Source organism: Collinsella aerofaciens, assembly GCF_001404695.1.
Taxonomy (GTDB): Bacteria; Actinomycetota; Coriobacteriia; order Coriobacteriales; family Coriobacteriaceae; genus Collinsella; species Collinsella aerofaciens_E.
The window spans coordinates 22,147-34,347 of sequence record NZ_CZAQ01000026.1 but is presented as its reverse complement, the minus strand read 5'-3'; the positions used below and the strand labels follow the sequence as shown (position 1 = coordinate 34,347).

The following is a 12,201-nucleotide window of genomic DNA, read 5'->3' as shown; positions in this document are numbered from 1 at the left end:
CCGTTCTGGGCGCGCCTCAATCGTAGCCCGAGACGGTCCCGGGCTGACAATTTCGACTGTAATGGACGTTCTTAAACGACTAGTCGCTGGGGACAGCCTTCGCGAAAAATCTGCAAGGACTGTCCCCCACTGTCGGCAGAAAAGGAACGTCCCCATCTGCCGGATTAAGCGAGGCTCTCCAGCACGCGACGGAGCTCCTGCTGGACGGCGTGGTCGCGGTTACAACCCACCACGCAATCGGCCACCGCCTTAAGCGCGGGGCGCGCGTTTTCCATCGCGCAGCCCGTGCCGACAAAGCGAATGATCTCGTAGTCGTTCATCGAGTCGCCAAACGCCATGACCTCGTCGCGACCAATGCCGTAATGCTCCGCGAGCTGCGCGATACCCGAGGCCTTGGACACACCAGGCTGCATGGCATCGATCCACGCGTTGCCCGAAGGCGCAAAAGTAAAGAGCTGACCAAGTTCGCGCTGTAGCACGTACGCACTGTCCATAACCGCACTGTCGTCGCAAAAAATACTCGCTTTGATGATATTTACGCTGGGATCGGGCAGCTCCCAAATACGCTCGGCATTGGGAAGGTCCTTATCGACCTCACGCACGAACTTGCACTCGTCATCGAGCAGGAAGGACTTGGTTCGGTCAAAGAGCGCAAGATGCAGATTGGGAAACGTCCTGACGGCTTGAGCGAGCCTTCGAATCGCCAGGTGGGAATACACCTCACGGTCTACCATCTTACCGTCGGCATAGACCTGGGCGCCGTTAGCGGCGACAAAGTCCATCTTGTCGCGAACGGGCGCAAAGAACTCGCACAGGCGATCGTAGCGACGACCTGACGATGCGGCGAAATGCACGCCATGCTCGTGTAGCGCCAGAATCAGTTCGTAGGTCTCGGGAGGCACCTGGCCGTTTTCGTCAAGCAGTGTGCCGTCCATATCGGATGCAATCAGTTTAAACATAGAAAAACTCCCTTCGGGCTTGTTGGAATCGAACGTGTATCCGATTCCAACGTACCCAAAGGGAGCTCAAATAAGACTCCGCGGGCGTAAACGTTACAAGGACCTGGCAAATAGCTCACACATGCCAGAGGTCCCACAATCGCAGCGTCAGGCGATACGCCAAAGAGTGTCCCCAACGACTAGTCGTTTAAGAACGTCCCCGATGACTAGTCGGCGTAGGTGAAGGTTGTAACGTCGAACATGCCCTCGGGGCGGATGCGGAGCGTCGGGATGACCGGCAGGGGCAGGAAGATGATGCCCATGATGGGGTCGAGCGGCGGCTCAATACCCATGGCGCGCGCCTTGGCCATAAAGTCGTCGTGCTGCGCCGCGACGTCTTCGGCAGTGCCTTCGCTCATCAGGCCGCCGAGCGCCAGCGGAATACGAGCCACGACCTCGCCGTTGCGCACCAGCACGTGACCGCCCTGGCCCACGGCCTCGACAGCAGCCATCATATCGGCGGCGTTGTCGCCCACCACGCACACGTTGTGCGAGTCGTGGCCGATCGTCGAGGCGATAGCGCCGCCTGTGATGGTAAAGCCGCGCACCCAGCCGCGACCGATGTGCTTGCCGACAAGACCCAGGCCCGCAGGACCATCGCCGTCGGCGCCCTCGGCCTGTAGCGACACGCCGCGGCCGTGGCGCTCGATCAGCATAATGCGGCGCAGGCCCTCGGCGCTCTCGGGGCGAGCCATACCCGTGATGGCCTTACCCGGCACTACGTCAATCACGGCCTCGCCCGGCTTAAAGGCATAGTCGAACACGTCGAGCGAAAGCTTCGGCAGTTTGACAGAGGCGCGCAGCTCATCGGCAAGGGCCGCGACCTCGGCCATCTCGGGCGCAACCTCGCCCACAAAGGCGCCGTCCTGCGCCACCAGAGCACCGGCGGCATAAACACGATGCGGAGCCTTGGCAAACGTCAGATCATCGAGCAACAGCAGGTCGGCACGCTTGCCCGGGGCAATCGCACCACGCAGCTCGTGCGGGTCGCGGCAGCCGTGATCTAGCCCAAACGCCTCAGCCGTGGAAAGGGACGCCATAGAGATGGCGACCACCGGGTCGACGCCGGCCTCGATGGCCACGCGGCAGGCGTTGTCGATCATGCCGGTCGAAAGCGCGTCGGAGGGAGCGCGGTCGTCGGTCGCAAAGCAGCAGCGACGGGCGCGGGCGGGGTTTTCCAGCAGCATCGGCGACAGGTTGGCCAGGTCATGGCTGCACGTGCCCTCACGCAGCATCACATACATGCCGCGGGACAGTTTATCGAGCGCCTCCTCGGGAATCGTCGACTCGTGGTCGGCGATAATACCCGCCGCGGCATAGGCGTTGAGGTCCTTGCCGGCAACGAGCGGCGCGTGGCCGTCAACCTGCTTGGACGGCGTCTGGTTGGCAGCATCGATGCGAGCACAGGTCTCGGGGTCGGCCATAAAGACGCCCGGCAGGTTCATCATTTCGCCCAGACCAAAAACGTCGCCCGGATGCTCGGCAAAAAACTCCTGCATATCGGCGGCGGTAATCACGGCACCGGCCTGCTCGTCGGGCAGCGCGGGCACGCACGAAGGCATCATGTACTTGATGGAGATGGGCGCGCGGCGGCCGTCCTCAATCATAAAGCGCAAGCCGTCGAGACCGGCAACATTGGCAATCTCGTGGCTGTCGGCAATGGCGGTGGTGGTACCGCGCGTCGCCGCCATGCGCGCATACTCGGCGGGGCGGATGTTCGAGGACTCAATGTGCAGATGCCCGTCAATAAAACCGGGAGCGAGATAGCGACCCTGGCAGTCGATGACCTCAGTTGCCTCGTAGGTGCCAGCGGCATCGTCGCGACCATCGTAGAGCACGCCGACGATCACACCGTCCTTGACGGCAACGCTGCCGGGCGCCACACGCTGACCATACACGTCGACGATCTGCGCATTGGTAAACAGCGCGTCGACGGGCACGCGCCCCTCGGCAGCATCGATCACAGATCTCATGACCTCAACGGACATACATACTCCTTTAACCGTAGAAAACAGCTGCGGAGCGGACAGGCCTTCACCGCAGCAAACCAATAGCCATTGTATGCCCAAACGATGGGTCGGGAATACACCCCCCCTCCGCTTAACGGCACCGCCAAATGATCCCTCCGTCCCCAAGGGATCGTCGTAACCAAAAAGGCCGCAGTCGGGATTCCCGGCTGCGGCCTTATTGCACTTGTGAGGTCAACTCGCTCGTTAGACTAACTTAAAGCCCTTGCGCTTGCCCACGGAGAGGGTGTCGCCCAGCTTGAGGGCGCTCGGATCGATGTTATAGCTCTTGGGAGCCACAGCCTTGCCGTTGATCTTGACGCCGCCGCCGTCGATGTCGCGGCGGGCCTGACCGGCGCTGGCCGAAAGGCCCAGGTCCTTGAGCAGGCCAGCGAGGTAAATCTGGCCCTCGTCGTTGACGGTCAGCTCAACGTGCTTCTCGGGGAAGTCGGCAAGCTGGCCCTCCTTGAACACACGGTCGAACTCGGCCTGGGCCTCGTCGCCGGCGCCGGCGCCGTGGTAGGTGTCGCACAGGTCGCGGCCTAGAGCGCGCTTGAGCTCGTAGGGGTCGGCGGAACCGTCGGCCAGGGCGGCATCGATCTTGTCGACCTCGGCCGGGGTGAGCGAACTGGCCAGACGATAGTACTTGCCAATCATCTCGTCGGGGATGGACATGGTCTTGCCGAACATATCCTTGGGAGCGTCGGTCAGGCCGATGTAGTTGCCATAGGACTTGGACATCTTGCGCACGCCGTCGGTGCCCTCGAGCAGCGGCATGGTGAGCGCAATCTGCGGCTCCATGCCCATCTTCTCCATGAGCTCGCGGCCGGCGAGCAGGTTGAAGAGCTGGTCGGTGCCGCCCATCTCGACGTCGGCCTTGATCTGAACGGAGTCGAAGGCCTGCATCACGGGGTACAGAAACTCGTGCAGGGCGATCGGCGTCTGGGACTGGTAGCGCTTGGTAAAGTCGTCGCGCTCAAGGATGCGAGCGACGGTGAACTTGGAGCACACCTGCAGCAGGCCGGCCAGGTCCATCGAAAGGATCCAGTCGCCGTTGTGCACGATGGTGGTCTTCTCGGGGTCCAGAATCTTCATGGCCTGGCTCACGTAGGTCTCGGCGTTGGCCTCGATCTGCTCCTGCGAAAGCTGCGGACGCGTGGAGTTCTTGCCCGAGGGGTCGCCGATCAGCGCGGTGCCGTTGCCGATGATGAGGGTGACGTTGTGGCCCAGGTCCTGGAACTGACGCATCTTGCGCAGGGGCACGGCATGGCCCAGGTGCAGGTCGGGGCTGGTGGGATCGACGCCGAGCTTGATGTTGAGGGGCTCGCCCTTCTCAAGCTTCTTGCGAAGGTCGGCCTCGGGGACGATCTGCGCTGCACCCGAGGTGATGATACGCATTTGCTCGTCAACAGACAGCATTGGGTATCCTCCTTTTGCTATAGCACCCTCACCGGATACGGCGGTGCTGGAAGTTCATAAACTCTCTTATGATAACCAAAACGGCGCGGCCGAACACCTACGACAGGAAAATCCTCGTCCTGCCGCACGCGTCGATAACGACCGGCAAACGCGTGCCGTCACGTTCGACCAAAAAGCGCTCCCGCTGACGGCGCGAGCAGTCACGGCAACGGACCTGCCCCGTTGCATCCGTGGCGCAGGCGCCCTCGGCAGTCAGCAAGCAGTGCTCGCACACCATGAGCTCGGGACGGTCGGCATCGACAGGCCCCAAGACACCGGGGCAAGCGGCAAGCTCGGCAACACGCTCCGCATCATTGCCGAGCAACTCGGCCGACAAGTACACCCGCCCCGCACCGAGTCCGCGCAGCCAGGTAAGCGTGGCCCGATTGGCACAGAACACCGGCGCCGCCACGTCAAACGTTGTGCCCAGCTCGCGGGCCATCGCCACTTGTCCCAGATTGCGGCAGACGACGCGCCCGGCACGCTGCATAAGCGCCCGAGTCCGCTCGGCGTCGCCCGCGCGGCACACTTCGTCGAGCACCACCGTTGTATCGGACAGATCTCGCTCATCGCGCGGACCCACATCCATCAGCTCCCAGGCAAAGACCATACGAGCAAAATCCTCGCGCTTTGCCGGCCCCGCCGACCCCGCCAACTCCGTCGACGCACCGCCATCCACCGCAACGTCCTCAAAGGGCAGCACCTCAACGGCGCGCGCAACGGGCGCAATCGCATCCGCCTCGGCCCGCATGCGCTCCAACACCGCCGCTGTCTGATCCAACACGCCGGCGCTGCGAATCAGGTATACCTCGCAGCCCGTGTCCACCTTACGCTTGCAATGCACGACGACGCGCTTCCCCGCTGCGGCATCCACCGGGCAGGGCACCTGCGGCCAGCGCTTAGGCACATCGAGACGCGCGTCGACACCCGGATAAAACCGAATCTCGAGCGTGTCACCCGCCGCCACGGCGGAGTCGAGCTCAACGGTCACCTCTTCGTGGCCCACAGCGACCAAGCGCCCCACGCGCACGCCCTGGTTAATCGCACGCTCAAAGCTCATCAGCTCGGCACCCGAACGCCCTCGCAGGTACGCATCGGTAAACCCACGGTTAAACGACCTTCCCAGCTCGCGCTCAAGCTCTTCCACGGCACCGGGGTCCCACGCGCCGTCGCACAGCATATCGAGTGCCCGGCGCCACACCCGCACCACGTTGAATACGTAATCGGGGTTCTTCATGCGCCCCTCGATCTTGAGCGACGCCACGCCGGCATCTACAAGCTCAGGCAGATGTGCAATACCCAGATAGTCGCGCGGGCACAGCAGGCGATCTCCCTCGACGGCGACAACGCTCTGTCCCGCCTCGTCCACCAGGTCGTACGCCAGACGGCACGGCTGCGTGCAGTCGCCGCGCATCGCCGAGCGCCCACGCCGCAGGGCCGAGAACTCGCACGCCCCCGAATAGCCGATGCAAATCGCACCGTGGCAGAATACCTCGATGGGCACGCCCGTGGCACATAGCGCCGCAATCTCGTCGACCGTCAGCTCGCGCGCCGTCGTCACGCGCACGACCCCCAACTCATCGGCGGCAAGCCGCACGGCGCCTTCGCTATGAGCGCCCGCCTGCGTAGACAGGTGAATCTCGACCCCGGGAATCGCCGCGCTCAGCGCGCAGGCCAACCCGGCATCGGCCACAATCAGAGCATCGGCGCCCAGCTCCAGTGCATGAGCTCCCAACGCCACCGCGTCGGACAACTCATCGTCAAACACGAACACGTTGAGCGTCACGTACACACGCACGCCATGGGCATGCGCCACGGCGCAGCCGCGCGCAAACTCGTCATCCGTAAAGCCATGGGCGCTCACACGGGCGTTAAAGCCGCCCAACCCCGCATAGATGGCATCGGCGCCCGCGGCGATGGCCGCAAGCATCTGGTCGAGTCCGCCCGCCGGCGCCAGCAACTCGGGCAGCGCCGCACCGGCAGCATCCAATCCAGTCTCGTATTGTCCGCTCGGCCCCATCGCCCGAATCGCCATCGGCAAACTCCTTACCAAGGTATGCATTCACTCTGAAAAATGCCGTCTTCCAGCATACACGAGGCCTCGCGCGCCCCGTTTGGTTTATCGTGTAATAACTTATGTCCATCCTGCCCCGACGGCACATCCACCGTCCGGCACGACATACCTGGAGGTCAATATATGGGTCCTCGCCAACGACAGGGACACAGCCGTTCAAAGACGCACGCCCTGCCCATAATCCTGCTCTCGTTTTTGGGCTTTCTGCTGATTGCGGGCGTGGCGTTTGGCATCGGCATGGTCGGTAACGTCAACCGCTGGCTGTCCGATCTGCCCGACTACACCGACGCCAACGCGTATCTGGTGAGCGAGCCCACCGAGATCGTCGACTGCAACGGCAACAAGATCGCGAGATTCTACACGCAAAACCGCAAGTCCATCACCAAGGACGAGGTCTCCCCCTACGTCCTGCAGGGCACCGTTGACGTCGAGGACGAGCGCTTCTACGAGCACGGCGGTATCGACCTGTGGGGTATCGCGCGTGCTGCGGTGGCAACCCTCGGCGGCGGGCACGAAGGCGCCTCGACTATCACCCAGCAGCTGGTGCGCAACACCATCCTGCAGGAGGAGCAGTTCGACTCGACCATTGAGCGTAAGGTGCGCGAGGCCTACATCGCCATCAAGATGGAGGACATGTACTCCAAAGACGAGATCCTCATGATGTACCTCAACACCATCTATTACGGCCACGGCGCCTACGGCATCGAGGCCGCGGCCGAGACCTATCTGTCCAAGAGCGCCGCCGACCTCACCCTGAGCGAAGCCGCACTGCTGATCGGCCTTCCCAACTCGCCCTCGCAGTACGACCCCACGGTCAACCCCGACCTGGCGCTGTCCCGTCGCAACAAGGTCCTCGACAACATGTTGCGCCTGGGCCACATCACCCAGGAGGAGCACGATGCCGCACAGGCCGAGCCCATCACCCTCAATGTGACCGAAATCTCGGGCAGCGGCGTCGACGTATACTCGCAGCCCTACTTTGTCTCCTACGTCAAGCAGCTGCTGGATCAGGAGTTCTCGACCGACGTGCTCTTTAAGGGCGGCCTGACCGTCAAGACCACCATCGACCCCACGATGCAGCAGGTGGCAGAGAATGCCGTCCGCGAGCAGCTCGACACGCTCTCGCTTGACGGCCTGGACATGGGCATGGTCGTCGTCGACCCCAAGACCGGCTACATCAAGTGCATGGTGGGCGGCTACGACTACAACGCCGACGAGAACCACGTAAACCATGCCACGGCCAAGCGTCCCGTCGGCTCCACCTTTAAGGCCTTTACGCTGGCAACTGCCATCCAAAACGGCATGAACCCCAACGTCACCCTCAACTGCAACTCGCCGCTCAAGGCCAAGGGCACCACGACCGAGGTCCAAAACTACGCCAACCAGAGCTATGGCAACATCACGCTTAAGCAGGCGACGGCATACTCCTCCAACACCGGCTACATCCAGGTGGCAGAAGCCGTCGGCAACAGCAAGATCATCTCGCTCGTCAAAAAGCTCGGCATCGACCCCGCCAAGGACAACATCGAGGACGTTCCCGTCATGACCCTCGGCACCGGCTCGATCTCGCCGCTCGAGATGGCCGCCGCCTACGCGACGTTTGCCAACGGCGGCTACTATCGCCAGCCGATCGCCATCACCGAGATTGACTCTCGTACCGGTTCGGTACTGTACCAGCACACCGACAATCCCTCACAGGTGCTTACCGAGGGCGAGGCCGCCGCGGTCACCGATGTTCTGTCCGGCGTCATGAAGGGCAGCGGTACGGGTGCTGCCGGCGCCCTGAGTGTCAACCAGCCCTATGCCGGCAAGACGGGCACCACCGACAACACCACCAACCTGTGGTTCTGCGGCTATACCCCGCAGCTGGCGTGCGCCCTGTGGACCGGCTATTCCGCGGGCGAGATCCCCATCCAAAAGTACGGCACGGACCTGCTGGGCGACAGCACCAACCTGCCTGTCTTTAAGCGGTTTATGAACACCGTTCTGACCGGTACCGAGCGCGAGGAGTTTGCGACCGGAACGGCGCCCACCTACAAGAACAACAGCGTCTGGAAGTTCTACGGCACCAACAACACCAAGAAGTCGGAGAACGACGACAAGGACAAGGACGAGAACGAGGACGAAGAGGAAACCACCACAACGACTACCACGACGACCACGACCACCGAGACCACGGGCGGCGACACCACCGGCGGCACCGGTACGACCGGTGGCTCGACGGGCGGCTCCACTGGTGGTTCGACCGGCGGCGATGGCGGCACGCCTACGCCTACGCCCACTCCCGACCCCTCGCCCACGCCTGACGATACGGTCGGCTAAGAAGTACGCGACTAAAGCCAACAAGGCCCCGAGCAGCTTATTGAACTGCTCGGGGCCTTTTAGTTTGAAGCGACCTGGTGGGCGGTCTTTATACCGGCAAACAAAAAGGGGTACCGACCAACGTCGACACCCCTTACAAGCCACTATGTCAGCGCACACAATGCCGAGCGCACGACCCGCACGCCTACTTGCGAGAATTGCTCAGCTTATTGATCAGCGCCTCGAGACGCTCGCCGTCCTCGGCCGTCTGGGCAATAACCAAAATCGTATCGTTGCCGGCAAGCGAGCCAAGCACATCGGGCAACTCTGCCGCATCAACGGCGGCGGCGATGCCGGAAGCCGTGCCAGGCTGAGCCTTGATCATAACCAGATTATCGGTACGCAGAACGCCCGTTACGAGCTCGGAAACCATACGTTGCAGGTGCAGGTCCTCTGCCAGAACATAGATGCCCTCAGGGAGCTTACGCAGCCCCATATCGGCAATATCGCGAGAGACAGTCGCCTGCGTGCAATCAAAGCCCATAGCACGGAGCTCATCGACCAGCATGCGCTGCGTGCGGACATCCTTATTGCGCACAATATCTCTAATGGCATCCTGGCGCCCATTGCGTTTTTTAGCCATACAAACCCTCTCTCCAAAAGATGGCGGAGACAATCAATCAGTGATTGAATAGTTTAACGCTATTTGAAGGCTTTTGTGTATAAGAACGCATTTCGAAACAATTCTATGCAAGTTTGTTTCGTAATGAGCCGTTTAGGCGGGTTTTGCGCCCGTCCGGTTAAGAAAAGCTGCCAGATGCGTACACATCACGCAGCGCGCGGGCTTAGCGCTGGCGATCGGCCCAAACAACAGACCGAGTCCCCGATGGTTGTCCTTGAGCGCGGCGACCATCTGACGGGTTCGAGGCGCCTCGAGCATATCACGCATGCGGGCGGAACGCTCGATTGACGACACCCCATGCGGGCTCAGACACAAATTCTCGATGCAGGCGACCAGTCCGGCAAAGTAGAACTTTTGGCTTGCCAGCTTGAGCCGACCACCGCCATCTGCTTCCGAGAGTGAGTCCGCAAGCTCGTCGAGCGCTCGGGTGTCATCGGCTACCCTAGCATACATGGTGGGATCAAAGGCATCTGTAAGCTTAGGCGCCACCGCGTGGAAACAAGCGTCGCCGCATCCGGAGACACGCTGCGCCCGCGAGAGCGCGCATGCCATAAACCCAACTGTGCGAAACGCCTTGTCGCACAAAAGGCATGCCTCAAACAGCGGACGGCTATACATCACGCCAGAGACTTGAGCAACCAAGCCGCCTAAAATCAACTGAGGCAGCCCGGCCACCATCGAAGATTTGCTATCAATGGAAATATGAGTAGCATCCAAGACGCGCGAATGGCGCTCTCGATGTGCATCATAGCGGTCGAGCGACACCGTGGGGACCACTATGTCTGCCGCAGTATCGCACGCGATATCGACCATCTTGGAAAGGGATTGCGGAGCAAACCACTCATCGGCGTTCATGGCGATGATTTGAGAGCCGCGCGAGGCAGCAAAACCGGCACGAAGACACGCGCCGCGCGTCGCGTCCTCGACGTCAATCAAATCAATATGGATGTCCCTGTCGGCAGCAACTTGAAGCGAATGGCGCACACCGGGCGCAGTATCGCGACAGACAACGACAATCTGCAAATCGTAGAGGTCTTGGTTCTGGATACTCTCGAGCGCACGCATCGCATAGCTGGGCGAACCTTCTACCACAAGGATCACCGAAAGTCGCGGATGCGAGCCACGTCGAACCAAATTATCCGTCCTCTCGACAGCAATGAATCAAACCGTGGTTCATGGTACACCCCGGCAATAAAAGCAATGAGACACCGGTTGCATTGCACGCCAAGAACAGATGTTGCACACGCGCAGCCCACAGATGACAGGTGTCGACGCACGACACGTCGAGCCCTACCCTAGTCGAGCACGACAAGCTCGGCGGGATCGTAATCCACGCCCATAAACGTAAGGCCGCAGGCAGGAGCCGTGGGGCCCGCAGCGGTGCGGTCGCAAGCATCGATAACCTCGCGCATCCACTCGGGTTCACGGCGATGCATGCCAATCTCGACAAGCGTGCCCACGATCGTACGGACCATCGAATGCAGAAACGCATTGCCCTCGATGGTGAACGTCAGGATGTCCTCGCCAAACGCAACCTCATGGCCAAATTCGGCACGCATCACGCAGCGATGCGTGGGCTTGCCAACGGCCGAAGCGACCTTGCAAAAGCTTTTAAAGTCCTGCTCGCCCAGCAGTGCGGGGCAGGCAGCAGACATAGCCTCAACATCCAAGGGATAGCGATGCCACCACACGGCACCGCGGGACAGCACAGGGCGCGCATCTCGATCGGCAATGCGGTATGTATACGTACGGGAACGCGCGTCAAAACGCGCAGAAAAGCCTTTACGGGCCTTGTAGACCTCGTTAATGGCGATATCTTTGGGCAGCAGGGCATCCATAGCCCGCAGCCACCTACGGCGCGTACAAGCGAGCTCAGCGTCCGTTACGGGCACGCTGATGTACTGAGCCACGGCATGCACGCCGGCATCGGTACGCCCAGCGCACGTCAGATCGACCGGGCGGCGAAGCAGCGTCTCGATGGCTCGACGTAGCTCACCCGCAACCGTCGTCTGTCCCGGCTGCTCGGCAAATCCGCTATACGACGAGCCATCATAGGCCACGCGAAATACGAGTGTGGCGTCAAGCTCGGAAATCGAATTGAAATCAAACGGCGCGGTCATGGGCGCTCCCAACAAACAAGCAACGGTATCGCGACAAAAAAAGAGGGGTACGCGAACGTACCCCTCGAATATAGCCTATGCAGACGGAATGTCTACTCAGCGGTCTCCTCGGCAGCAGTCTCCTCGACAGCCTCGACCTTCTTGGGAGCAGCGGCCTTCTTGGGGGCCGGAGCAGCCTTCTTGGCCTTAGGCGTGCAAGGCTCGGTGACGAGCTCCATGATAACGATGGGAGCGTTATCGCCCTTACGGTTACCGAGCTTCATGATGCGGGTGTAACCGCCGTTGCGGTCCTGCCACATGCCCTGAGCAGCCTTGTCGAAGATCTCGGCAACGAGCTGCTTATCGCCGAGCTTGGCGATAGCCAGACGACGAGAGTGCAGGTCGCCCTTCTTGGCCCAGGTGATGATCGGATCGACGACCGAACGCAGCGCCTTAGCGCGGGTCTCGGTGGTCTTGATGCGGTCGTTCTCGAAGAGGGCCTTAGCAAGGCTCTTCTTCATGGCCTTGGTGTGGCTCGCATCGGTGCCGAGCTTCAGGCCCTTCTTAACGTTGTGACGCATGG

At 61.5% G+C, this 12,201-nt stretch carries 9 protein-coding genes; 1 reads left to right on the top strand and 8 read right to left on the bottom strand.

Annotated elements, in window-relative coordinates; translation table 11 throughout:
• Positions 1-164: 164 nt before the first annotated feature.
• The 4 genes from AQ996_RS07240 to AQ996_RS07225 all read right to left on the bottom strand — a co-directional run bounded on the left by AQ996_RS07240 (position 165) and on the right by AQ996_RS07225 (position 6,497).
• The gene (locus tag AQ996_RS07240) at positions 165-959 is read right to left on the bottom strand and encodes a Cof-type HAD-IIB family hydrolase (RefSeq protein WP_055252247.1); all 795 of its coding nucleotides are present in this window, start codon (positions 957-959) and stop codon (positions 165-167) included.
• A gap of 206 nt (positions 960-1,165) precedes the next feature.
• Complete coding sequence (locus AQ996_RS07235) at positions 1,166-2,986, bottom strand: adenine deaminase (RefSeq protein WP_055252246.1); 1,821 nt, start codon at positions 2,984-2,986, stop codon at positions 1,166-1,168.
• A gap of 225 nt (positions 2,987-3,211) precedes the next feature.
• Positions 3,212-4,423 carry a tyrosine--tRNA ligase gene (tyrS, locus tag AQ996_RS07230; RefSeq protein ID WP_035137437.1) on the bottom strand — a complete coding sequence of 404 codons (1,212 nt, stop codon included), beginning with the start codon at positions 4,421-4,423 and terminating at the stop codon, positions 3,212-3,214.
• 97 nt (positions 4,424-4,520) lie between these two features.
• Positions 4,521-6,497: a U32 family peptidase gene (locus AQ996_RS07225; protein ID WP_172674630.1), complete on the bottom strand. Its 1,977-nt coding sequence runs from the start codon at positions 6,495-6,497 to the stop codon at positions 4,521-4,523.
• A 162-nt stretch (positions 6,498-6,659) separates the two neighbouring features.
• Between AQ996_RS07225 and AQ996_RS07220 the strand changes: the two genes are divergently transcribed.
• A complete protein-coding gene (locus AQ996_RS07220; RefSeq protein ID WP_055252244.1) occupies positions 6,660-8,858 on the top strand; it encodes a transglycosylase domain-containing protein in 2,199 nt (732 codons plus the stop codon).
• Between the two features lie 184 nt (positions 8,859-9,042).
• On the opposite strand, the gene AQ996_RS07215 is transcribed toward AQ996_RS07220, so the two are convergent.
• The 4 genes from AQ996_RS07215 to rplQ form a co-directional block, all read right to left on the bottom strand.
• Positions 9,043-9,480: an arginine repressor gene (locus AQ996_RS07215; RefSeq protein WP_055252243.1), complete on the bottom strand. Its 438-nt coding sequence runs from the start codon at positions 9,478-9,480 to the stop codon at positions 9,043-9,045.
• A 132-nt stretch (positions 9,481-9,612) separates the two neighbouring features.
• On the bottom strand, positions 9,613-10,611 hold the full coding sequence (locus AQ996_RS07210) for a glycosyltransferase family 2 protein (protein WP_148315897.1): 999 nt from the start codon (positions 10,609-10,611) through the stop codon (positions 9,613-9,615).
• A 203-nt stretch (positions 10,612-10,814) separates the two neighbouring features.
• Entirely contained in the window at positions 10,815-11,639 is an 825-nt protein-coding gene (truA, locus tag AQ996_RS07205) for a tRNA pseudouridine(38-40) synthase TruA (protein WP_055252241.1), read from the bottom strand.
• A gap of 92 nt (positions 11,640-11,731) precedes the next feature.
• Positions 11,732-12,199 carry a 50S ribosomal protein L17 gene (gene rplQ, locus AQ996_RS07200; protein ID WP_055252240.1) on the bottom strand — a complete coding sequence of 156 codons (468 nt, stop codon included), beginning with the start codon at positions 12,197-12,199 and terminating at the stop codon, positions 11,732-11,734.
• Positions 12,200-12,201: the final 2 nt, after the last annotated feature.